Here is a 24,590-nt window from a genome sequence, read left to right as displayed (position 1 = left end):
ATGAAACTGACGATTCTTACCAACATTCTGACGCCGTACCGATTGCCGCTGTTCGAGGCCATGCGTGATCGCGTGCAGGAATTCTCTGTGCTGCTGATGGCTCAACGAGAAGAAAATCGGCAGTGGACCATGGGGGCGGCGCCGTTCCATGTCGAGGTTCTGCCGGGATTCCACGTGCGACCATGGAATGCGGATGTCGCGATCCATTGCAACTACGGCGTCGGCTCGGCGTTGCGGCGCCTCAACCCGGACGTGGTGCTGAACGCAGGATTCGCTGCGGCCAACATTTCGGCATTCGGGTATTGCAAACTGCATCGGCGAAAATTCGTCCAGTGGGCCCACCTCTCGCTGCAAGACGGGGCGCATGCGTCCGCCGTTCGTCGGCAGTTGCGGCATTGGCTCATTCGCTATGCCGACGGTTCGATCGGGGAGTCTTCCCATGCGCGGGAAGCCTTCATTCACTACGGCGCGCCGCCGGACCGAGCGATCACGGCAACGATGCCGCTTGACGTCGTGGGGCTGCGACGTCGCGTCGCCGAAGCCCGATTGCGCCGGGAGACGAGTGATCGCTTGGCGGGACTGTCGAAGCCGGTGCTGCTGTCGATCGGCCAGATCATTCCTCGGAAAGGGTATCAGGAGCTGTTTGACCTCTATGAGCGGCTGCTTCGGACCCATCCAACGGCCTCGCTCCTGATCGCGGGCGACGGACGCGACCGGGCCCGATATCAGGAAGAAGCCAGACGACGGGCCTGGGACAATGTTCATTTCGCAGGGTTTGTACAGGCGTCTGACCTGCCGGCGTATTTTGCCGTCAGCGATGCCTTCATTTTTCACACGCTCTACGATCCCTTCGGGCTTGTGTTGAGTGAAGCCATGGCCGCAGGGGTTCCCGCGGTGTCCTCGGTGCATGCGATGGCGACATTGGACCTGGTCGAGGACGGCGTGACCGGATATCGCATCGACCCGCGCGACCCCGACGCATCGGCGGCGGCCGTACGGCGGCTGCTGGATCTCCCTGAGCAGCGGCGGACCGCGATGATCGATGCGGCTTATGCCCGGGTGCTTCCATGTGATAGCCGAGCCAGCGCCGACCGAATCGTCGAATTTCTGCAGGACTGTTGTTCCACACAAGCGCGCACCGTGATGGTGTCACCGAGGGCGTGACCTGACTCATGGCCACTTCAATTCCCGTCATCCAAATCATCGGACCGACGCCTCCGCCTCACCATGGCGTCAGCGTCGCGACCCAAGTGCTGCTCGATTCTTTACCTTCGGGACGGTTTCGGGTCGTACATCTGGATACGGCAGATCGGCGCGGCATCGCCCATGTCGATCAACCGGATCTCTGGGATGTGCTGTTGTTTGTCCGGCAGTGGCTGCATCATGTGGCGACGTTGCTCGTTGAACGTCCGTCGATTTCCTATCTGCCGCTCTCGCAAAGCAGAATCGGCTTTCTCCGCGACAGTTTCTTCATGGTTCCTGCGTTTTTTATGGGGACCGCGGTGGTCGTCCATTTGCACGGCGCAAATTTTGAGCAGGTCTACGCAAGCAGCGGAGGACTGTTTCGGTGCTATGTCGATTGGGTGTTTAGACGCGTGCGTCAGTTCATCGTGCTCGGGGAGATGCTTCGACCGATCTTCGAGCGGTGGGCACAAGTGACCGACGTGGCCGTGGTCCCGAATGGGGTTCCCGAGCATGGCTGCGCGCCTATCGTGCGACAGGCGCGCCCAGCGGATCAACGTTGCCGTATTCTCTTCTTGTCCACCCTGAGTAAAGCCAAGGGACTGCTCGTGCTGTTGGATGCGCTTGCGGTGGTGGCGCGTGATGATCCACAGTTTGAATGTCATATCGCCGGCCCCTGGTGGGGGGTGGGAATCGAAGCGGAGGCTCGAAAACGGCTGACACAACTCGGACTCGAATCGGTGGTGACGTTTCATGGTCCCCTGACTGGGGAGGAGAAAATGCGATTTCTCGCATCAGGAGACCTGTTTGTATTTCCGGGCGTTCAGCAAGAGGGGCAACCTCTCACCGTGTTGGAAGCGATGTGTGTCGGATTGCCGGTCGTGGCCACCGATCGCGGCTGTATCCGTGAGACGGTCCTCGAAGGTGTCACCGGCTACGTGGTTCCTCCCAATGCCCCGGATCTAATTGCGGAACGGGTCTTGCGTCTCATGCGAGATGGGGAGCTTCGACGGCGGCTATCCATAGAAGCCCGCCGCCGTTTCGAGCGTGAGTATACGATGGCAACCTTCGCGTCGAGAATGGCGGATCTGTTTGCCCGGTTGAGTGACTCGGATTACCATGGGTCTCCGTCGGCTATGAGTTCTCATCATTGGAGTACCGAGCGATGAACACCCTTCGCGACATCGAACATTTTTGGGACGCGAACCCCTGCGGGGAAACATTGGTGGGGAAAGATCGGGAATGGACGACGTTCTTCACGCGATACGATGATTTTCGATATCGCACCGAAGGCCATATTCTTGGGGAATTGGATCGCTTGAACCTGAAGGGGAAGAACGTTCTGGAGATTGGGATCGGCCAAGCGGCGGATAGTGCCCAAATCATCCAGCGTGGCGGACGCTGGCACGGTCTTGATCTCACGGCGGAAGCCGTGTTCCGGGCCCAAACCCGGTTTCAGTTGTTCGGTCTTCCGTATCAGGCGGTCAAGCAGGGGAGCGCCACGGACATTCCCTATCCGGACGCTTCCTTCGATGTGGTCTACTCCCACGGGGTCTTACACCATATTCCGCCGATCCGCGAAGTCAGTAGGGAGATCCGGCGGGTACTCAAGCCCGGCGGTCGCTTGGCGATCATGATGTACCACAAGAACTCGCTCAACTATCATCTCAGCATCAACGTGATCCGTCGATTTCTGATGGTCGGCCTCACGGCCGCATCGCGTCTTGGCTTTGACGGGATGATCAGAAATCCCTTGCTGCGTGGCCATCTTGAAAATACGGCACAGTTCGGTCTGTGGAGCTACCTCCAGAATCCGCTCTTCATGATGCGCAACACCGATGGGCCGGGGAATCCGTATTCCAAAGTCTACGACGTCGCGACGATCGCAGCGGATTTTCCCGAATTTCGGCTCGAGGAGAGCCGGGTCCACTTTCTCAATGAACGTCAATTGCCTTTTCTCAAGCTCCTACCGCGAGGCGTTCGAGGTGCCTTGGCCGCGCGCTATGGCTGGCATCTCTGGGCATTTCTAAAATAGTCATTGTCATCTGACTTGGGGGATAGACCTGGGATGTGTGGAATCGTTGGGGTCCTGTCACGCGATCGAGACCCGGCCCTGCTCGAGCGTACGGTCGTCGCCATGCGGGACGAAATGCGTCATCGTGGACCCGACGATGCCGGTGTCACCGTCCTGCGCGACGGTGAACGGTTGCTGGCATTAGGCCACCGACGGTTGTCGATCATCGATTTGTCGCCGCTCGGCCATCAACCGATGAGCACGGCCGATGGCTCCCATTGGATCGTCTTTAACGGGGAGATTTTCAACTACCAGGAACTGCGCCGGCAACTTCCTGCTTCGGTGCAGGCATCGTTTCGTTCCCAGTCGGATACCGAGGTCATCCTTTATGCCGCGAGGGAATGGGGAGTGGAGGAATGTCTTCGTCGTCTTCGGGGCATGTATGCCTTCGCGCTCTATGATGTCCGCAAGGGTCTCCTCACCCTCGTCCGCGATCCGCTCGGCGTCAAGCCGCTCTACTATGTCGACCAGCAGGGGGCTTTTGCCTTTGCGTCTGAAATCAAGGCCCTGTTGGCCTTGCCTGGTTTCTCCCGAGAGATTCACCAGGAGTCGCTCTATCACTACCTCACGTTTGCCAATGCTCCCGCCCCCTACACCTTTTTCGAGCACGTGCGGAAGTTGGAAGCCGGCAGCTGTCTCACGCTGGATCGGCAAGGGCGGATGGAACAGCATCGATTTTGGGATCCCGCGCCGTACTCAGCCGCGACGACGGACTTGAGCGAACAGGAATGCATCGAAGAGATTCGCCGGCTATTGCGGCAGTCCGTCAAACGACGGATGGTATCGGATGTCCCGTTCGGGGTGTTTCTCAGCGGAGGGGTCGATTCCTCGCTCAACGTCGCGTTGATGGCCGAACTGCTGGATCGACCGGTCGAGACATTTTCGATCGGAATCAAAGATGATCCAACCAATGAATTCGAGCACGCGCGCCAGGTTGCAACCCATTTCAAGACCCATCATCACGAGGCCGTGATCGACGACCGGGACTTCATCGCATTCCTTCCCGAGATGGCTCGCTTGCAGGATGAGCCGGTTGCGGATCCGGTGTGCGTCCCCATCTACTACATCTCCCGCGTAGCTCGGGAATCCGGGACGCCTGTGATCCAGGTCGGCGAGGGGAGTGATGAGATTTTTGCGGGGTACCAAACGTATCATCTGTTCGATGGGTGGGACCGACAGCTCTACCGACCCTACCTCCATATGCCGGGTCTCTTGAGGCAGTCGATCTACGCGGTAGGAAAATATTTTCTTCCGGCCGAGACCCAGGATGCGCTGCGTCGAGCCGGCGAGGGCGAGCCGCTGTTCCTTGGCAATGCCATCGCGTTTTGGGACAACGAGAAATCCTCGTTGCTCAAGCCCGCATTCGTGTCGGAAGAAACTTCGAGTCGATGGATCGATCGGCTCGAGCATTCCTTGCAGCTGGGAGACCCGCTCTCGCGCATTATCCAAATCGAACTGAAGAATCGGCTACCCGAACTGCTGCTGATGCGGGTCGACAAGATGAGCATGGCCAATTCCATCGAAACTCGTGTCCCGTTCCTGGATGAAGATCTGGTGGCCTTCGCGCTCTCCATCCCGTCGGCATTGAAGTACAAGCATGGTCGGCCGAAGTACATCTTGAAGGAGGCGGCACGAGGCATCATTCCCGACAGTATCATCGACCGCAAGAAATGGGGATTTTGCGGCTCGGCCACCAACATGCTGTCGCCGCGCTTGGTAGAGTTTGCCAAACCTCGTATCCTCGACAGCCCTCTCATCGCCGAACGATTCAATCGGCCTGCGATCGAGCAGCTGTTCCACGCGCTTCGCACCCAGAAGCGATTCAACAGTTTTAAAATTTGGAACCTGCTGAATCTCGTGCTTTGGCACGAGCAGTGGTTTACTTCAGTCACCGCCCGTCGCTCCGTCGCCTAGTCATTCCCATTCGTTCAGGTCTCTTCATGACACGCGTTCAGTGCGCGAAGGGCTTCCTGCGAGTTTACGGCAGGCTCTCCGCAGTAGACTTGTCTCGAACGTGACCGGGCAAAATTGAACAGGCGAATAGGTTTTTCCTGCAGTGTTCGCCAGTGACACACTTTTAGGCCTGTAAAATCAATAGGTTAGATTTCATGCTTCTGGCCTGGGAATTGCTGATCTTGGGTGGCCAATCGGGAACTGAATCATGTCCCGATCTCAAAAGCGAAACCCAATGGAAGGAGTCATCATGACGAAACGTTTCTTGAACTTGTCGCTGCTGCTGGTTCTGGCAGTGGGATCCGTTCTTCCCCTGTGGCAGACGCAGCAAGCCGATGCTGCGCTGGTGACCTATGAGTTCAGCGGCAACATCAGCCAAGTGCCTGGGGCGTTGTTCACGCCGGGTGGTGCAGGTGCCAATGGGTTTAACTCCGGTCTGAAGCTGTCGGGAACGTACACATTTGAGACGACGACCCCCGGCCTGCTTCCTTCCGGGTTTTCCACTCAGATGTACAACGGATCATTGAGCAACCTTCAGCTGAGCATCGGAAATTACGGGGCCTCGCTGAACAACAGCGGCACGAACTTGACCATGGTCAGCACCGGAGGGACGTCGCTCTACTCCGTCAATGCCGGAGTCAACGGAAACTTAGTGAAGGGATTGGCGCCGTCGCTGTTTTCCATCAACTTGGCCGATGAAACCGGAACGGCGTTCAGCAGCGTGGCGTTGCCCGGCAATCCGGGCCCGAGTTTGTCGTCCTTCAACGTGAATCGCTGGACGTTGGTGTTCTCGAACGGGTCGACGCTGGTCGGTTCGTTGGATTCGCTGAAGGCTGTTCCGCTGCCTGCGACCGTGTTGCTGTTCGGAGCAGGGCTGATCGGCTTGGTCGGGTTGGGCGCGCGAGGCCGCTTCTCGAACTCAGCTTCCAGGGCGTAACCACGTGTGACAGGATGCGACACATTCGCCTGTTGCATCTGTGATGTCAAAGGCGGGTGAAAAAAAGCTTGGCGCGCAGGATTGACTGGCGCCAAGCTTTTTTTGTGAACGCCACGTCGTACTTTTAACTACAAGGATCGGCAGTGCTACGTATATAGGTGCGAAATATTCTTCTCAAGCATTGACCTTCTTCGGTAACGAATGTAGTCTGCCGTACAGTGCCTCCTTCCAGTCATCGCCGAAGTGTTCCGCAGTCGTACACTCTGGTATCCGGGATCACCAAAGGATATGAAACAGATCATTCAAAACTACAGGTCCGGTGTACTCAAGGTCGATGATGTGCCGCCGCCGGTGTTGCGAGAGGGCGGGGTGCTGGTCCAGAACGAAGTGTCGCTGATCAGCGCCGGGACGGAGCGCTCCACCGTGCAGGTCGGGCAGAAGAGCCTCGTGGGCAAGGCGATGGAACGGCCGGAAATGGTACGGAAAGTCCTTGGTCTCATCCAAAAGGATGGACTGAAGGATACGCTCAAGCGGGTGTTCGATCGCCTCGATACCCCGGCGGCGTTGGGGTATAGCTGTGCCGGCCGTGTCGTCGCAGTCGGGCAGGATGCATCCCAGTTCTCCGTGGGAGACCGTGTCGCATGCGCCGGGCAAAACTACGCCTCGCATGCCGAGGTCGTCTATATCCCCAAACACCTGTGCGTGAAGCTTCCCGATTCAATCGATTTCGACGATGCTTCATTCGTCACGCTCGGGGCCATCGCGCTGCAGGGAGTCCGCCAGGCTGAGCCGAGACTGGGAGATCGAGTCGCCGTGATCGGTCTTGGTCTGCTCGGTCAGTTGACGGTTCAGATGCTCAAGGCCTCCGGGTGCCGTGTGTTGGGTTCCGACCTCGATCCCGCAAAACTGCAATTGGCCAAGGAGTTGGGTGCCGAAGTGGTCTGCAATCCGACGGCGCTCGTCGAGACTGCCATGATGTTCTCCGGTGGTCGGGGCGTCGATGCGGTGGTGATCACGGCCAGCACGAAGGACAACGGGCCGGTTGAAACGGCCGGTCTCATTGCGCGTCAGAAGGGAACCGTCGTGGTGGTGGGGGCGGTGGGAATGACTCTCCCTCGGGAGCCGTACTACAAAAAGGAACTGAACTTCCGGCTGTCCATGTCTTATGGTCCAGGCCGATATGACGCGGAGTATGAAGAGAAGGGGCATGACTATCCGTTCGGCTATGTGCGCTGGACGGAGAACCGCAACATGGAGGCCTTCCTGGAATTGATCGGCGCCGGAGCGGTCAAGGTGAAGCCTCTCGTCACCCATCGGTTCACCATCGGACAGGCCGAAGATGCCTATAAGCTGATGATGGAGGGGAAGACTCCGTACCTGGGCATGCTCATCGCTTACCCGGGAGGGCAAGCAGGGACCTGCGCGCCCAAAATCACGCTCGCACCGGCACGTTCCGCTGGTCCGGCGACGATCGGGCTGATCGGAGCGGGTAATCATGTCAAGGACATGCTCCTGCCTCATCTTGAATCCATCCCCGGTGTCACCATTCGCGCAGTCTGTACGGCGACCGGTATCAATGCCAAGGCATTGGGGGAGAAACTCCGCGCGGAATATTGCACGACGGACCATGGCATCGTGCTCGGGGACTTGTCCGTCAACGCAGTGGTGATCGGTACCAGGCACGACAGCCATGCAAGACTGGCGGTCAAGGCGCTCGAAGCCGGGAAGCATGTCTTTATCGAGAAGCCGTTATGTTTGACGGAAGAGGAACTCGACGCGATCCGCGCGGTGTATGAGGATAAGGCACAGAAGGGGCTGACACTGACGGTCGGATTCAACCGTCGATTTTCTCCGCATGCCGATGCGGCGAGAAAGTTTTTTGCGCGGCGAGAGAATCCCCTTGTCATGACCTATCGAGTCAATGCAGGAAAAATCCCCTCGGAACATTGGATCCAGGATCCTGCAATCGGCGGCGGCCGACTGATCGGTGAAGGCTGCCATTTCGTCGATTATATGCTGGCCTTGTGCGGATCTTTGCCGACTTCCGTGTGTTGTCGCCGCATCGGTCGCCATGCGGCGGGCATGACGGACGACCAATTCGTCATGACCATTTCCTTTGCCGACGGCTCGCTCGGCAGCTTGATCTATACGGCGGGCGGTAACAGCGGCCTGGCGAAAGAGCGGTTCGAAGCCCATGCGGATGGGAAATCATTGACGATGGACGATTTCCTGGAGACCTGTCTCTATTCCGGTACGAAACGGGAAACGTTCAGCACCCCGAAACGAGACAAGGGTTTCAAGGAAGAAATGGGACGATTTGTGAGGGCGATCGCCGAAGGTGGCGCGCCGGTGCCGTTCGAAGAGGCTTGGGCCGTGACTCGGACCTGCCTGTTGGCGGTGAAAAGTCTGCAATCGGGAACGACCTACGACATCTGACATGATCACGATGAACGTCAAAGTGAATACCAGTGTTCTCCCTCGGGGGTTGGCCTGGTATGCGAAGCGCTTGAGCGTGATGGGCCCGAGTGAAATTCTCCATCGTGTTCGTGATGGTCTCCTGGTTCGTTCGCTTCATCTGAGGCATCGTCTTGGCGGGGCCGGTTCGTGGAGTCGGTACACACCTCAGGACGTGGATCGTCACGAATTTTGCCATGGCGCGGACCAGCGTTTGCCGCAGTTGCCCTGGGAGTTCAATCCGTCGACCGGTTCGCTCGAAGACCTGTTGGCGGGACGCATGAAAGTCTTGGGACATGACTGGTCGTGGGCGGACCAACCTGATGTGTGGCATCACGCTCCCGATACCGGGCGACAATGGCCGCGTGTCTTCTTCCATCGAATTCCGTATCGCGAGGGAAATCCTTACGGCGACATTCGCATCGCTTGGGAAGCGTCCCGCTTGCAGCACTTGGTCACGCTCGCACTCTATGCCAGGGAAGCCGGTCAGGAGGGGCGGCGACGAGCCGTTGAACTGATTGAATCGCAGATCCTGTCGTGGGCGGCAGCCAATCCTCCGATGACGGGCATCCATTACGTCTCGGTCATGGAATGTGCCTTGCGAGTGATTGCCGTCTGTCATGCCCTGGATCTCGTCCGGCCGTGGTTGGCGCGTCCACGAGAAGTCTGGTCCGGCGTCCTGAACATGGCGCGCTCGCATGCGGAACTCACCCGAAAGCGCGTGTCCGGGCATTCCTCGGTGGGAAATCACACGATTGCCGAGGCGGCGGGTTTGGTCTATGCGGGCGTGCTCTTTCCCGAAATGGAACACGCCGAACATTGGAGGGTGTACGGACTCTATCTCCTGGAAGAAGAAGCCACGCATCAGATACGCCAGGACGGCGGAGGTCGCGAAGAAGGGTTTTGGTACCTGCAGTTCGTGTGTGACCTCTATGGATTGGTCGTGATGCTGATGCGGGCACGCGACCTGTCTGTTCCCCAGCGGATCGATCAAGCTTTTGAACGGAGCAAGGCGTTTCTCCACGAGATGATGCGGCCGGGCGATGGCGTCCTCCCGCGGATCGGAGACGGGGACGACGGATATGCCTTGTCTCCCTATCTCAAGTTCGTGGCCACGCCGAAAGAAGCGGAATCCGGGCTGACCTCCTTCCATTTGTCCGGATACTCGATCATTCGAGGCCGTGATCGGGAACGATTGTTGTTCGATCACGGGTCATTGGGGATGGCGCCGTGTTTTGCGCACGGACATGCCGATGCACTGGCGTTGACTCTGGAGAAGGGGCAACAACCGATTCTGTTGGACCCCGGCACCTATAGCTACACCGGGCATCCCGACTGGCGACGCTATTTCAGGGGAACCAGGGCCCATAATACCGTCACGGTCGACGGCCAAGACCAAGCCGTTCAGGAAACCAACTTTCTGTGGTCTCAACCGTTCGAGACCCATCTGATCTATCGGGAGCAAACGCCGGAGGGCAAGACCACCATACTCGCGCGTCACTACGGCTACACGGCGAGATTGGGCGTCACGCATTGGCGCGGGATCGTATATCAGCCGCCAGGGGCTTGGTTGATCTGGGATTGGTTGACCGGTACCGGGGCGCATCATCTCGAACTCAACTGGCAACTTGCCATCGATCCTATCGGGCAGTCCGGCGCATTTCTTCTGCCCATGGGTGATGAGTGTATGCAAATTTCTGTGGAAGGCGGAAAGACCTCGCTATTGCGGGGCGGTGAGGCTCCAGGTGCAGGCTGGGCATCTCCGCAGTACGGGGTGAAGACCCCGATCGCGACGCTTCGCGCCGAGTATGCCGGAAAATTACCCCATGAATTCATGACACGGATCTGGTGCGGGACGGGAGCGCCCCCGGCACAACTGCAGACCTTCAGTCTTACGAGGACGGCCTATGGAACCATTGCGCGTTGAAGTCTTGGATGTGCCGGTCGATTGCGTGACCATGGACCAGGCGGTTCAGTGGGCGGACGCTCGCGTCTCTAGTGCCGAGCCCAAGGCCGTCATTGCCGTCAATCCGGAAAAGGTCATGAAGGCCCAGTCCGACCCCGACCTTCTTCGGTTGCTGCGCTCGGCCGGATTGCTGATCCCCGATGGAATCGGTGTGGTGTTCGCGACGAGATTTCTGCGTCTCGGCTACTCCGAGCGTGTTCCCGGCGCTGAATTGATGCCGCGGCTGTGCGCGCTCGCGGCTGCGAAGGGCTATCGGGTGTTTCTCTTTGGGGCAAGCCCGGACGTCAATCTCGAGGCAGCGGCCAGATTACGGGAAGAGTTTCCCGGATTGAACATCGTCGGGACGCAACATGGTTACGTGCAGGACGCGGAGATGCCGGCGGTTCTTGCCCGTATCAACGAAGGAAAGCCGGATTTCCTGTTCATCGCACTCGGCAGCCCCAGGCAGGAACTCTGGATGGCAAGGTTTCTTCCTCAGTTACAGGTCAAGGTGTGCCAGGGAGTTGGGGGAACCTTCGATGTGTTGGCAGGGAAGGTCAAGCGCGCTCCCTGGTTGTTCCGCACCATTCATTTGGAGTGGCTCTATCGGCTGTTGTCGCAGCCGAGCCGCTTGGCGCGCCAAACCGCCCTGCCGCTCTTTGCATTTCAGATTCTGCGCAAGCGGGTCTTGGGGTGAAATCCTTTTCTCATATGGCGGCGAAGTCCGGCGTCGTGCTCCCAGTCGCACCGGCGCTCCCCGCTGCCGAAACGACTTGGCTGGCTTGGGCAGGGTGGATGGCGGCCGCCCTGCCGCTCTGTCTCATGGGTTACGCTTACTATGACAGCCTCGCGTACATGACCGACCTGTGGGTCAACGATGAAAATTATGGTCATGGACTCCTCGTACCGCTCATCAGCCTCTATTTGATTTGGCAGCGGCGAGACAACATTCGTTCGCTGGTGCAGCCCGGTTCCTGGCTGGGCCTTGTGCTCGTCGGGGTGGGAATCCTGCTCTATGTGGTAGGGGAACTGGCGACGGTCTATCTTCTGCTGCATTTGTCCTTCTGGTGCGTGCTGGTCGGCTTGCTCGTGGCATGTTTGGGACGGCCTGCCGTGACTGTGATGGCGTTTCCGCTCGGCTATCTCCTGACGGCCGTGCCGCTGCCCCAATTTCTTTACCAGGGCCTGTCGGGAAAGCTGCAATTGATCTCGTCGGCTCTGGGGGTCGGATGTCTCCAATTCCTCGGAATCACGGCGTTCCGCGATGGAAACGTCATCGACTTGGGGCCCATTCAGTTGCAGGTTGTCGATGCCTGCAGCGGATTACGATACCTGTTCCCGCTCGCGACATTGGCACTGCTCTGTGCCTATCTATTCAATGATCGCATGTGGAAGCGAGTCCTGTTATTCCTGTCGAGCCTGCCGATCTCGATCCTCTTGAATGGGTTTCGCATCGGCATGATCGGCGTCCTCGTGGAACATTTCGGCCAGGGAGCCGCCGAGGGGTTCTACCACCTCTTTGAAGGATGGGTCCTCTTCATGGTCAGCCTGGCGATCCTGGTGTTGGAAATGTGGCTGCTCAAGCGGGGCGGCGGCGATCCTTCGAACACCGGCTTGTTTCAATTTCCAGCCAGTACTGCCTCCGGTAAAGCCCTGAGCGAAGCGGCACATTCTGGCGCCCCCCTGCGGTCGGGTACCCTGCAGCCCGCGTTTCTCTGCGCCGGTTGCCTGCTCCTGGTATTGCCGATGGCCTCGACTCAGTTGGCACAGCGAGACGAGGCGATGCCTCAGCGGCAGAGTTTCCTCGACTTCCCCATGTCGATCGCCGGTTGGTCCGGCACAGCGTTTCCGCTTGAGGCTCGTTACGTCGAGGTCCTGCGATTCGATGACTACGTCCTGGCTGATTACGCTCAAGCCGGAAGTCCTCCGGTCAATTTATACGTCGCGTACTATCGATCCCAGCGCAAAGGGCAGTCGGCCCATTCTCCGCAGACCTGTATTCCCGGAGGTGGATGGGAGATCACGTCCATGCAGCAGGTGAATCTTAAGGCCACGAGCCCCGATCGATCCGCGGCTCCGGCCAACCAGGTCATGATTCAAAAGGGAGATCAACGCCAGGCCGTGCTCTACTGGTTCAAACAACGAGAACGGGTCGTCGCCAATGAATATCTGGTGAAGTTGTACATGATGTGGGATTCGATGCTGCGCCATCGGACGGACGGCGCGCTGGTTCGACTCACGACCCCCGTATTGGCGGGGGAGTCCGAGGTACAGGCTGGGAAGCGCCTCTTGCAGTTCGCGCAGTCGGTCAATCCGGTATTGACCCGTTACGTGCCTGACTGAAGAGGACATTGGACACGATGTTATCCACGCTCTTTTTCAGCTTTGTGGGATCGCTGATCATCTGTATGGCGCTCATCCCGCCGTTGATGGCGACGGCCAGCCGACTCCAATTCCTGGATATTCCCACGGACCAACGCCGTGTGCACTCGGACCCGGTGGCCAAAGTCGGCGGGATTGCGTTTGGGATCGGGACGTTTGCCGCGATGCTGATTTGGGCCCCCAAGGACGACATCGTCGTGGCGGGGCTGCTGGGTGGCGTCACGATTCTGTTGTTCGGCATGTGGGATGACCGGGTGGGGCTTCCGTATACGGTCAAATTCATGGGACAGGCGGCGGGGGCGGCCATTGTCATGTGGCAAGGTGACATCCACGTGAACGCCTTGCCTTTTCTAGAATCGGAGTTGTCGCTCTGGATCGCCTATCCGCTGACCCTGCTGATCATCGTCGGCGTGACGAATGCGGTGAATTTGGCCGATGGCCTGGATGGGTTGGCCGGAGGATTATCGTTGCTGAGTTTTGCAGGAATGGCCTGTTTGGCATACCTGGGCGGCGATCAGACCGTCACCCTGCTTATGGTCCCGGTTCTGGGTGGGTTGCTGGGGTTTCTTCGGTTCAATACCTATCCGGCCAGAATCTTTATGGGGGACGCCGGGAGCCAATTTCTTGGGTTTTTCATGGCCATCTCCGCCATCGTCCTGACAGACCCGTTACGCGGACCCTATACCCCGGTCTTGGGACTGTTTTTGCTGGGGTTGCCGTTGCTCGATACGGTCGGCGTGATGATGCAGCGATTGAAGGAAGGCCGATCTCCCTTCGTTGCGGACAAGAACCATCTTCACCACAAGCTGCTGGCGATGGGATTTACGCACTACGAAGCAGTACTGATGATTTATCTCCTGCAGGCCAGCATGGTGACGCTGGCCTATGCGTTGCGATGGCAATCCGAGCTGACGATCCTCTCTGCCTACGCTGCGGTGGCCGGTCTCATCCTGTTTCCCTTCGTGCAATCGCGCCTATGGTCTTTGCAATCTCATCGCGTCTTGAAGCGTTTCGAAAGTTGCTTCGGAGAACTCAGCACGGTGTTGTCGGCTCCATGGTTGGTGCGAGAACCCATCCGTCTGTTGGGCGTTGCCGTGCCGGCATTCCTGGTCGTCAGTGTGTTTCTCCCGAAGCAGGTGCCGGAGGATATGGGGTCGGTTGCCACGGCCTTGCTCGCCGTCACGATTGTCGGCCTCTGGATACTCCCAACGTGGGCGCCGCTCCTCGTTCGCGCGGCCCTATATGTCGGGAGCACGTTTGTCATGTATCTCAGCGAGCCGCCGGTGGAGACGGTCATGCTGCTGAGTCCAATCCATGCGTTTTTCTTATTGCTGGCAATTCTGGTGGCGCTGACGATCCGATTCAACTCGGAGCACCGCTTCCAAACGACTCCATTGGATTACCTGATGGTGTTTCTGGCCATCATGATTCCCGCGCTGCCGGAGATGCATGTCGTGGACATCAGTTTGAGTTTTCTCACCGCCAAGTTGATCGTGTTGTTTTTTTCGTTTGAGTTGCTGCTGCATGTGTTCTCGGAACGGCTGACTCAACTGGGATTGGTGGCGCTGTGGGTTCTGTTCGGGATAGCGATACGGGCATGGATATGAAGGGTCGGCAGGAAAGAGGAGTGCGACACATGACGCGACAGCTGGTCACATGGTGCTGCCTGCTCGTGATCGTCGGGCTCGTGGGTTGCGGCGGGCCGGAAGAGCGCAAGAACAAATACCGGATCAAGGCTCAGGAGTACATCGAGGCCGGTAATTTTCCGAAGGCTCGAGTGGCCTTGCGCAATGTGCTGAAGATCGATCCGAAGGATTTCGAAGCATATTTTCTCTACGCTGAAGTTGAAGAAAAGGAAAAGAACTGGCGCAACGCCTTTGCCCACTATCAACATGTGGTGGAATTGTCTCCGGATCACGAAAGGGCGCTGGTGAAGTTGGGCAAGTTCTATTTGCAGGGCCGGATCGACGACAAAGCCCATGAGGTTGCCGATAAGCTGCTGGCTCAGCATCCCGGGCATGTGTCGGCCTTGGCCATCAAGGCGGCGCTCACGGCCGCCTCAGGCAATCTGCCCGATGCCACCAGGATGGGTGAGGCCCTGATTCGCCAGCATCCGACCGAAGCCGACGCCGCCATTCTGCTCGGGACGCTCTACTCATTGCAGGAGGCGCATGCCAAGGTTGAGCCGGTGTTGGTCCGGGCGCTGGCCGTCCATCCCAAGGATCTGGACTTGCTGAATTCTCTGGCGATGGCCTATGTCCGAATGGGCGATCAGACCAAAGCGGAGCAGGTGTTCAGGCAGATCATTGCTCAAGAGCCCAGAGTCTTCGATCACTACCTCAAGCTGGCGCTCTTCTTCGACCAACAGAAGGCCTTCGACAAATCCGAGGGGGTGCTTCGCGAAGCCTTGCGATTGGAGCCGGACAGCGAACAACGGCATTTGGCATTGGCCGATTACCTGGCAGGCAGAAGGACGATGGAGTCCGCCGAAGCAGCGTTGACCGACGCGCATCGTGCGCTTCCCCATGCCGTGAATATTCAGTTCGCGCTCGGCCGCCTCTACGAGCTGCACCAGCAGCCCGCCAAGGCCAGGCAGGTCTACGCAGACGTCCGAGACCGCAACAAGGCCAAGCCGGCCGAAGGGACCGCCAAGGTGAAACTCGCGGCGCTGGACTGGGCCGACGGAAAACATGACTCGGCGCAGCAACTGCTCCAGGAAGTGTTGCATGAAAATCCTCGTGCCTCGGAGGCTCTGTTGCTGCAGGGCCGCATCGCTCTTCACAAGGGGGACGGGCGTGATGCCGTGCAGGCTTTTCGCACCGTTTTGAAAGATCAGCCGGATCAGGCGGATGCCTATGCATTGCTGGGGCAGGCCCATCTCATGTTGGAGGAAACGTCCCTGGCTCGGGAAAACCTGGAAAAAGCCGTTGCGTTGAGCCCGAATCTCTATCAAGCCCACCTGGCCCTGGCGATTCTCGATGCCTCGGCGGGCCGGACCAAGGATGCCCGCGTGCGGTTACAGGATATTCTTAAACAGGCGCCGACGAATCTGGGCACGTTGGGGATGCTGCTCAATTTGCAAGCAGCCGATCGTGATTGGAGGGCAACCGAAGATACCCTGGCGAAGATCCGAGACGCCGGTGCGAACACGTTCGTGGCCGATCTTGCGGAAGGAAACCTCTACCAGGCCCGTCTGCAACTGGACAAGGCTGTGGCCGCCTTCGAACGAGCAGCCGCCGCCAAGCCGGATGCTCCGGAGCCGATCTTCGCGCTGGTCCGCATCGATGCCCGGCAAGGCAAATTGGCACAGGCTCAACAGCGGTTGACGCAGATTATTGCGCGAAACGCTCAGCATCCCTTCGCCCACGGGCTGCTCGGAGAGATTCTCATCCTGAAGGGAGAGCAAAGCCGTGCGGAAGAAGAACTGCGGCAAGCGACGGTGCTCAAACCGGATTGGAGCACCCCGTGGGTGAATTGGGCCACCATGAAGCTGTCTCAGCGCAAGGCTGCCGAAGCCACGGGGATTCTCCAACGTGGGTTGGACGCGAATCCGCGCAATGAAGAACTGCGCCTGTTGTATGCGTCGCATTTGGGAGAGAACGGACAGTTGGATCTGGCCATTGCGGAATACGAGACGGTGCTGCAGCATAACCCCAGGTCGTTGATGGCGGCGAACAACCTGGCCTCCATGCTGGCCGATTCCCGCGGAGATGCGAAGAGTCTTGATCGGGCGCTCGCTCTGAGCCGTGACTTTGAGCAGCGTGCGCCGAATCCATTTTTCCTCGACACATTGGGGTGGGTCCACCTAAAAATGGGACATCATGACGAAGCGGTTCGCGTGATCCAGCGCGCCGTCAACGAAGCGCCGCAGAATCCAATTCTCAATTATCATCTGGGCGTCGCCCACTACAAATCGGGCCATCGACGGGAGGCGCAGGTGCACCTTCAGAAGGCCCTTAATTCCAAACAGCCGTTTCCTGGCATCGAGGATGCCCGTAACGTATTGGCGCAAGTCGCAGGATAGGAGGAGAGCAGGGTGAAATTCGTGAGGTTGCTGTGGTCCCATCGGTATGTCTCGCGTGCAATCGTGACGGTCGGATGCTGGGGGCTGCTACTCGGATGGCTGGCCGGCTGTGCAGAGACTTCCGCCATTGCCCAACAGTCCTTGGCCGAACCTGGTTATCAGCTCGGACCGGAGGATGTGGTGATGATCTCCGTGTGGAAGGATGAGCATCTGACGCGGGAAGTCGTCGTTCGGCCGGACGGCATGCTGTCGTTCCCGCTGGTCGGCGATGTCCCGGCCGCAGGCCATACGGTCGAGGATGTGCGGCAAGATCTGTCGAAACGACTGGCTCGATACATTCCCAATCCCCATGTGTCCGTTGCCATTACCAAACTGCAAAGTTATAAAGTCTACGTCATGGGGCGTGTGAACAAACCGGGGGAATACCTGGTCGGCCATTATACCGATGTGCTCCAAGCGTTGAGCCTGGCGGGTGGGCTGACTCCGTTCGCTTCCGAGAATGACATCAAGATCATTCGCCGTGAGGAGGGGGAGGAACGCGTATTTCTCTTCCGCTACGGCGACATCCAAAAGGGGAGAGACCTTAAGCAAAACATTTTGCTGCAACGCGGCGACGTGGTGATGGTGCCCTAGTGCCCTGCCTGTCTTGTGATTGCGTCTTTAGTGGTTTGCGGTGAAGGGCATCCGTCGCAGCATCCTGCGGGGGTGGGCGTCCCTCGTAGCCGGTGGTTTCGTTCTCGGCTTCTTGTGCCACGAGGTGCGGGCCGCGGAATGGTTCATCGAGCCGGCTATGACGATCCGGGGCGAGGTAAACAGCAACCTCACGCTCACCACATTCAGTCACGATCCGACCTACGGCCATTGGGTCTCGCCGGGAGCGCGGTTCGGCGGTGCGACCGAAGCGCTTGAGGTCAGCGGACGGATGGCCGCCGATTTCGTGCGGTACTATGGTGGCCAGGACGTCAGCATCACGAATCTCTACTTTCCGTTGTCCCTGAAGTACAAGACCGAAAAGGATGTATTCGGCTTGGACGGAGGCTTGACCCGCGACAATACGCTGATGGGCGAGTTACGCCAGACTGGCGTTGCCTTGAGTTTTACGCAGCGTAATTATTGGACCTTCAATCCGTCCTGGACGCACAACTTTACGGAAAAGTTCTCCGCGAATGGGATGTATCAGTACAATGATGCGAGCTATCAAAACGGCCTCCGGCTTGGGTTGGCGGACTATCGGCTGCACGCCGGGTCGGCCGGAGTCTCGTATCAGCTGACCGAGCGCGATCAAATTCAGATGAACGGGCTCGTCGTTCGCTTCGAGGCGCCTGATTTGAAACTGAACTCGACGATCCTCGGGCCCCAGGTAACCTACGCGCATATGTTTTCCGAAACCTTGACAGGAACGGTTGCGGGCGGCCCGCGGCACATCACCTCCGAGCTGTCCACGCCGGTCGGATCGCTTTCCGACAGCGTCTGGGTCTGGGTCTTTTCAGCGAGTTTTGAAAAGAAGTGGGAGGATTGGCGCGTGAAAGCCGAGGCGGGTCGCGAAATCAATCCCAGCGGTTTCGGCTTGCTCCTGCGGACCGACAAGTTCAGTCTCGAACTGTCGCATCAATTCACGGAGCGGTTGACCGCCTCGCTGAACGGCATGTTTTTGGTCGCCGACAGCATCAAGACGGCCACAGTCCGCACCAACTTTCCGGAAAACCGGCTGATCTATATCACGCCGAAGCTATCGTGGCGGATCTCCGAGTGGTGGACGATGGACGTGCTGTACACCTATGCCCAGCGTGACGTCCCGAGCATCACACAGACGGCATTGGCGAATTCCGGCAGCCTCATGTTCACCTATTATCCGCCCAAGTGGTCGTTCGGGCGGTAACCGCCCGCTCATCTCAGACGAAGGGGCTCGAGTCATGCAGAAGTCTCAGCTCGACATCAAGGAACTGATTGCAATCGCGTTGCGGCGCAAGTGGCCGATGGCGCTGTGCACGGCCGGGATTCTGTTTGTCGGGGCGACGGTTGCGTTCACGATTCCTGCCGTCTATCGCTCGACCGCCACGATCCTGATCGAAGAGCAGGAGATCCCGAACGATTTGGTACGTTCCGCGATCACGACCTATGCCGATCAGCGGATCGAGACGATCAAACAGCAGGTCATGAGCCGCGCCACGCTCTGGAAAATCGTCGAACAATACGACCTGTATCGGGGAATGCGGAAACGGAGCCCGACGGAGGACGTGCTGCAACGTTTTGTGAAGGACATCAAGATCGATGTGATCAATGCCAAGGTGGTCGACAAGCGCACGCAGACGCCGACGCAGGCCACGATCGCGTTCACGCTGTCCTATGACGGTGAGAGCCCGGAAATTTCCCAGAAGGTCGCCAACGAGCTGACCAGTTTGTTTCTGGCCGAGAATCTGAAGACTCGGGAGCGTCATGCGCAGGAGACGACGGCCTTCCTGAAGCAAGAAGCGGACAATCTTGCCCATCACATCGAGACACTCGAGCGGAAGGTCGTGCAGGTGAAGCAGCGGGCTGAAGGGGCGCTGCCGGAATTGACGCAGCTCAACATGCAGTTGTTGAACGGTGCGGAACGTGAACTGACGGATATCGATCGAGACCTCCGCGCGCTGGAAGAACGCAGAACCTATCTGGAAGGGGAGTTGGCGACGACCAAACCCAACACGCCGATCATTTCCGCGACCGGTGAACGGATTCTCGATTCCTCGGAACGACTCCGGGCCCTGCGTGCCGAGTTTGCCGACAAGGCAGCCTATTATTCACCGGAGCATCCGGACATCAGCAAAATGCAGCAGGAGATTCAAGCGCTGGAGCGGGAAACCGGCGGAGCTGCACCGATCGACGACGTGACGAAACGCCTGACCGGCGAGCGTGCTGCTCTGGCCACCCTGCTTGACCGGTATGGCGATGATCATCCGGACGTGGTCCGTGCGCGGCGTGTGATCGCCTCGCTCGAAAAGGAATTGAGGCAGTTTGCGGCGCATCCCACCAAAGCTCCTGCGATCAAACCCGAGAATCCGGCGTACATCAACATTCAAACGCAGTTGACCTCGGCGGTCTCGTCCATCGAGGCATTGAAGGCGCAACGGGTCAAATTGAAAAGACGCGTGGATGAATACGCGCGCCGCCTCGAGAAAACGAACCAGTTCGAGCCGGAATATCTTGACCTGATGCGGGAACGGGACAATTCAGCGAGAAAGTACGAGGAACTCAGATCGAAGTTGCTGGAGGCCCAAGTATCGGAAGGGTTGGAAACGCAACGAAAAGGCGAGCGCTTCTCCTTGATCGACCCGCCGGATCTTCCGGAGAAGCCGGAGAAACCGAATCGGCCGCTGATTTTGCTCTTAAGCGTTGTGTTGGCAGTCGGCAGCGGAGCCGGGTGCGGGGCTCTGCTGGAGAATCTGGACCGATCCATTCGAGGTCCTGAGGCCCTGGCCAACCTGACGAACACGTTTCCTTTGGCGGTGATTCCCTATATCCCGAATGAGGCGGATCTCCAGCAACTGATCGCGAAGCGCCGGAGTCTTCGCCTGGCCGGTATCGGTGTGGTGGCGGTGGCCTTGCTGTTGGTGCATATGTTTTGGCTGCCGCTTGATGTGGCATGGTTTGCCGCAATGCGGAAATTTGGATTGGACTGATTGGGAGGAGAGCCCTGATGGAACGGCTGCACAGCGCCCTCGAACGGTACAAGCAAGAGGAACAGCAACGGCGTCCCGCTCCTGTGCTGAAGGCCACACCGCCGCGCCAGGCGAGGCCGGATGTCCAGGAAATCGTGTACACCCAGACCAGGACGGTGGATATTCCCGGAGAGGTGCTGCGAGAGCGTCGAGTCCTGGCCGGGTTCGAACGGGGGCCATTCCTCGATGCCTATAAGATTTTGCGCACCCAGGTCATGCATCGCCTTCGAGAAAACGGCTGGAACGTGCTGGGTATCACGAGCCCAGGTAAGCACGAGGGAAAGACTCTCACGGCCGTGAACCTCGCGATCAGCTTAGCCATGGAGTCGAACCAGACGGTTCTGCTGGTTGACGCCGACCTTAGCCATCCCAGCGCACACGCAATGTTCGGAATGCAGGAGTGCGGGGGACTGGTGGACTACCTGTTGGACAGCATCCCCGTCGAGCACTTGCTCATTCATCCGGGAATCGGACGCTTTGTCTTCATGCCGGCCGGCCGGGCGATCCAAAACTCCGTCGAAGCCTTGACCTCGCCAAAGATGGTGGCGTTGGTCGAAGAGTTCAAGCATCGGTACCCCTCGAGAGTGGTCCTGTTCGATCTTCCCCCGTTACTGCAGACGGCGGACGTCCTTGCGTTTTCTCCCTATACCGATGCCCTCCTGCTTGTGGTGGAGGAAGGGCATACGAGCCGCGAGAACGTGGAGCGCGCGCTGCAGCTGGTGAAGGGCACGACTCCCGTGTTGGGGACGGTGCTGAATAAGGCCGGTCGGGGCCGAATGACCCCGGCGGCAATGAAGCGAATGTTATTGACCTAAATCGATTTGTCTCGTAGAGAGAAAGTATGTACGAACACTTCTACCGTCTCAAACTCAAGCCCTTCACGCTGGTGCCGAACCCCGACTTCCTCTATCGAGGGGAAACGCATCGGCTCGCGCTGACGACGCTCGAGTACGGCATTTTGAATCAAGCCGGCTTCGTCGTGCTGACCGGCGAACCTGGCATGGGTAAGACCACGTTGCTGCAGCAGCTCTTGGCGGAGCATCGCGATCATTTCACGATCGGCATGATCACCAACACGCACGGGGAGATGGAGACGCTGCTGCCGTGGATCCTGTTGGCGTTCGGGTTGACCCAGACCGATCGGGCCAAACTCGAAGCGTTTCATGCATTCCAGCAGTTCATCGAGAAGGAAGCTGCCGCGAATCGTCGCGTCCTGCTGATCGTCGACGAGGCGCAGAATCTCGGCGTCAACCTTCTGGAAGAATTGCGGCTCCTGTCCAATACGAATAAGGACAAGGCGCCTGTACTGCAGATCATCCTGTCCGGCCAACCTGATCTTCGTCAGCTGCTGCAACGGAAAGATCTGACTCAGTTCGCGCAGCGGGTGATGGTGGACTATAGCCTGGAACCCTTCAGGGAAGAGGATACGATCGGGTACATCGCTCACCGGTTGCGGGTGGCCGGGCGCGAGGAGCCCTTGTTTACCTATCAGGCCGGGATGATGATTCACCGGCTGACCGGCGGGATCCCGCGGCTGATTAATCAGGTGTGTGACACGGCTTTGACCTACGGGTTTGCGGAACAGGCCCCTGTACTGTCGTCCCAACTGGTGGCGCAGGCGGCTAAGGATCGCAGCCGAGGGGGCATCCTGCCCTTGGCTGAGTCAGAGGCTGTCTTGACGTTGACGAAAGAGCAGGCTGAGGCCGAGCAGCAACAGCTCGCGGCTTTTACCGCAAAACAATCCGTTGCCGCTGCTTCAGTCGGCGCCGACACTCCTACCCCTTCAGTTGTTCAGTCAGGTGAGACCAAGCCGAATGCCGAAACGGCGGAGTGGTACGAACGCGGCCTCGCCTTGAAGAAGGTCGGACTTTTCAAAGAAGCTCTGCAGCAGTTCTCGCTTGCGGCGCAAGATGCAGCCCTGACGTTTAAAGCCATGGCCCAAGTCGGTATCTGCTTGAAGTCGGCTAACCGTCCGGAAGATGCGGTCACGGCCTTTCGAAAGGCCCTCCAGGCACAACGGGGATCCACACCCGATACGATCCAAGTGCGGTATCTGCTCGCGAGAACCTTGGAATCCCTGGGCCGCGTCGAGGAAACCCTCGAAAACTATCGCTGGATCAGGCGTGAGGATCCTGGCTTCAAGGACGTGGCGGATCGCATCGACCGGTTGAGCAGCAGCCGTCGAGGTTCGGCCAAAGCCTCAAGCGCGGGCGCCGACAGCGCGTCCTGGATGACGCAGTTGCACCGCATTCTCGGGACATCTAAGTAACCCTCCTCAGCCTTCTTGTGCCTCGCGACGAGGCATCCCCACAAGTCTACCCGCCGAGGCTCAAGTTCTCGATCAAGTGCGCCGATCTGTCCAATGGGGGTGGTTCACCATGGGACTGGAACTCATTCAAATCATCGAGTCGGACCAGGCGCAGGCGCGTCAACTCGATCAGGTACTTCGCCAGGCCAGTTTCCGCACCAATGTGGCCTTCGACGGTCCCTCCGGCATGCAGGACGTGTGGCGGATCAAGCCGGCCATGATCATCACCGACGACAATCTCCCAGGTCTGAGCGGCCGCGACCTTTGCCGGCGGCTCCGACAGGATCCGGCCACCAAGCACACGCCCCTCATCCTCTTGTCAGGGTACTCTTCAGAACAGCGTCGAGTCGAAGCGTTCGAAGAGGGGGCGGATGATTTCATTCTCAAGCCTTACGGGGGAGGCGAATTGATCGCCAGGGTACGTGCCGTACTTCGGCGCTGCCAGCGGTCGACGTCCCAGGAGGACGATCTCGACGAGAATCTCACATTCGAGGATTGCCTCTACGTCGCCACCTTCCGTGGACTAAAGTTGACCCTCACCGGCGAGGAATGGAAGGCGTTGCGACGCTTTGTCTCCACGCCGGGAAAAGTGGTGCCTCGCGAGGAACTGAAGTCGCTCCTCTGGGGGGATGACGTGCTGCTGCACGACCATGACCTCGACCGGTGTATCGACCAGTTGAATCAGAAAATGGCTTCAGGCGAGAACATCGTCGGAACGGTTCAGGCCGTCCCAGGTGGGGGCTATCGCTTGGTAGGGACAGCACCGGCTGAGGCCGGTTTGTCACCCGAGTCGTAATTCCCGCCTGCCGTTTCCGCCTCCCCAAGCCGCTTCCCTGCTCAAGGTCTCAGGCAACCAATTCAGCCTGTGAGGCAATGTCCGAGCGCATCGGCGGGCCCGCTTCCACTGTTTCTTAATCTGGCGTTCCATGCGGAGATCCCACTTCTTCGCCCATCGCTTGAAGTCTGCAAGTTCCTCATAGCGGCCCAGCTGATCCTGAACGGTCTTGAGTCGTCCCACAAATTCGCTGTGGATTCCCTTCCGCCGGGACAGCCATTCGGTTTGGTAACGAATCTGTTTGATGAGCAAGCGAAGCGCATGAAGATTCTTGCGTCGCGGCCTATGTTCTGCGTCGTCGATCATCATTCGAAGCCGTTCGAGCTGCCGGTCCCGGAGGAGGGGAATCCTCGCGGCAAGCAGGGTGTCGGAGCCGAGGTCGGGGAGGGTGATGTGGTTGTTGATCACCTGCACGATGGTCGTGCAGGTGCCGTCGACCCTGACTCGCGTCACCTCCCGCAGGATACGATCCTTCAATAAGGCGAGGTCGTTTCGTGAGGCATGTCGCGAACGCAAGTAGTGACGGAAGACGTGAAGCGCGCGGATTTTGCTGAGACGCCCCGCGGCGCGAGCCACAGCCTGGGCATCCCGTTCGCGCCCTAGAAGGTCAAGTAAAGCCTGAAGTCTTCGGCAGGCCGTCCGTACACGGTGGACCTTGCCCTCCCGTAATGGTCCCCGATCGAGAGAGCGGAGGCCGCGGAGAATCTCGGCTCGGTCATGGAGGGCAAGACGATACCATTCCGGATGGGCCGGCGGTGATTGCGTCTTGGGCATGGAATTACCCTACCAGGATCGTCC

18 protein-coding genes are annotated in these 24,590 nt (G+C 58.7%); 17 read left to right on the top strand and 1 reads right to left on the bottom strand.

Annotated features, from left to right (window positions below):
- The 17 genes from KF814_13435 (at position 1) to KF814_13355 (ending at position 23,753) form a co-directional block, all read left to right on the top strand.
- Positions 1 to 1,164 carry a glycosyltransferase family 1 protein gene (locus KF814_13435; GenBank protein ID MBX3237147.1) on the top strand — a complete coding sequence of 388 codons (1,164 nt, stop codon included), beginning with the start codon at positions 1 to 3 and terminating at the stop codon, positions 1,162 to 1,164.
- Between the two features lie 8 nt (positions 1,165 to 1,172).
- Positions 1,173 to 2,351: a glycosyltransferase family 4 protein gene (locus KF814_13430; GenBank protein MBX3237146.1), complete on the top strand. Its 1,179-nt coding sequence runs from the start codon at positions 1,173 to 1,175 to the stop codon at positions 2,349 to 2,351.
- Positions 2,348 to 3,217: a class I SAM-dependent methyltransferase gene (locus tag KF814_13425; protein ID MBX3237145.1), complete on the top strand. Its 870-nt coding sequence runs from the start codon at positions 2,348 to 2,350 to the stop codon at positions 3,215 to 3,217. The genes KF814_13430 and KF814_13425 overlap by 4 nt, the downstream gene beginning before the upstream one ends.
- 33 nt (positions 3,218 to 3,250) lie before the next feature.
- Positions 3,251 to 5,170 carry an asparagine synthase (glutamine-hydrolyzing) gene (asnB, locus tag KF814_13420; protein ID MBX3237144.1) on the top strand — a complete coding sequence of 640 codons (1,920 nt, stop codon included), beginning with the start codon at positions 3,251 to 3,253 and terminating at the stop codon, positions 5,168 to 5,170.
- Positions 5,171 to 5,459: 289 nt separating this feature from the next.
- The gene (locus KF814_13415; protein MBX3237143.1) at positions 5,460 to 6,146 is read left to right on the top strand and encodes a hypothetical protein; all 687 of its coding nucleotides are present in this window, start codon (positions 5,460 to 5,462) and stop codon (positions 6,144 to 6,146) included.
- Positions 6,147 to 6,434: 288 nt separating this feature from the next.
- Positions 6,435 to 8,582: a bi-domain-containing oxidoreductase gene (locus tag KF814_13410; GenBank protein MBX3237142.1), complete on the top strand. Its 2,148-nt coding sequence runs from the start codon at positions 6,435 to 6,437 to the stop codon at positions 8,580 to 8,582.
- Position 8,583: 1 nt separating this feature from the next.
- Positions 8,584 to 10,527: an alginate lyase family protein gene (locus KF814_13405; GenBank protein MBX3237141.1), complete on the top strand. Its 1,944-nt coding sequence runs from the start codon at positions 8,584 to 8,586 to the stop codon at positions 10,525 to 10,527.
- Positions 10,508 to 11,242 (top strand): WecB/TagA/CpsF family glycosyltransferase, encoded by a 735-nt coding sequence (locus KF814_13400; protein ID MBX3237140.1) that lies wholly within the window; start codon positions 10,508 to 10,510, stop codon positions 11,240 to 11,242. Before KF814_13405 ends, KF814_13400 begins: the two co-directional genes overlap by 20 nt.
- Positions 11,239 to 12,888 (top strand): VPLPA-CTERM-specific exosortase XrtD, encoded by a 1,650-nt coding sequence (gene xrtD, locus KF814_13395; GenBank protein MBX3237139.1) that lies wholly within the window; start codon positions 11,239 to 11,241, stop codon positions 12,886 to 12,888. The genes KF814_13400 and xrtD overlap by 4 nt, the downstream gene beginning before the upstream one ends.
- A 17-nt stretch (positions 12,889 to 12,905) precedes the next feature.
- Positions 12,906 to 14,534: an undecaprenyl/decaprenyl-phosphate alpha-N-acetylglucosaminyl 1-phosphate transferase gene (locus tag KF814_13390; GenBank protein ID MBX3237138.1), complete on the top strand. Its 1,629-nt coding sequence runs from the start codon at positions 12,906 to 12,908 to the stop codon at positions 14,532 to 14,534.
- 29 nt (positions 14,535 to 14,563) lie between these two features.
- Positions 14,564 to 16,951 (top strand): tetratricopeptide repeat protein, encoded by a 2,388-nt coding sequence (locus KF814_13385; GenBank protein ID MBX3237137.1) that lies wholly within the window; start codon positions 14,564 to 14,566, stop codon positions 16,949 to 16,951.
- Between the two features lie 183 nt (positions 16,952 to 17,134).
- The gene (locus KF814_13380; protein ID MBX3237136.1) at positions 17,135 to 17,584 is read left to right on the top strand and encodes a polysaccharide biosynthesis/export family protein; all 450 of its coding nucleotides are present in this window, start codon (positions 17,135 to 17,137) and stop codon (positions 17,582 to 17,584) included.
- A 40-nt stretch (positions 17,585 to 17,624) separates the two neighbouring features.
- A complete protein-coding gene (locus KF814_13375; GenBank protein MBX3237135.1) occupies positions 17,625 to 18,830 on the top strand; it encodes a hypothetical protein in 1,206 nt (401 codons plus the stop codon).
- A gap of 34 nt (positions 18,831 to 18,864) precedes the next feature.
- The gene (locus KF814_13370) at positions 18,865 to 20,610 is read left to right on the top strand and encodes a hypothetical protein (GenBank protein ID MBX3237134.1); all 1,746 of its coding nucleotides are present in this window, start codon (positions 18,865 to 18,867) and stop codon (positions 20,608 to 20,610) included.
- Positions 20,611 to 20,627: 17 nt separating this feature from the next.
- On the top strand, positions 20,628 to 21,464 hold the full coding sequence (locus tag KF814_13365) for a CpsD/CapB family tyrosine-protein kinase (GenBank protein MBX3237133.1): 837 nt from the start codon (positions 20,628 to 20,630) through the stop codon (positions 21,462 to 21,464).
- A 26-nt stretch (positions 21,465 to 21,490) separates the two neighbouring features.
- Positions 21,491 to 22,918 (top strand): AAA family ATPase, encoded by a 1,428-nt coding sequence (locus KF814_13360; protein ID MBX3237132.1) that lies wholly within the window; start codon positions 21,491 to 21,493, stop codon positions 22,916 to 22,918.
- A 109-nt stretch (positions 22,919 to 23,027) separates the two neighbouring features.
- The gene (locus KF814_13355; protein ID MBX3237131.1) at positions 23,028 to 23,753 is read left to right on the top strand and encodes a response regulator transcription factor; all 726 of its coding nucleotides are present in this window, start codon (positions 23,028 to 23,030) and stop codon (positions 23,751 to 23,753) included.
- Here the strand turns inward: KF814_13355 and KF814_13350 are convergent.
- A complete protein-coding gene (locus KF814_13350; GenBank protein ID MBX3237130.1) occupies positions 23,739 to 24,566 on the bottom strand; it encodes a CHAD domain-containing protein in 828 nt (275 codons plus the stop codon). The genes KF814_13355 and KF814_13350 overlap by 15 nt on opposite strands.
- Positions 24,567 to 24,590: the final 24 nt, after the last annotated feature.

Source organism: Nitrospiraceae bacterium, from assembly GCA_019637075.1.
Classification (GTDB): Bacteria; Nitrospirota; Nitrospiria; order Nitrospirales; family Nitrospiraceae; genus JAHBWI01.
The sequence above is the reverse complement of the archived record's forward strand: the minus strand, read 5'-3'. Positions and strand labels throughout refer to the sequence as shown.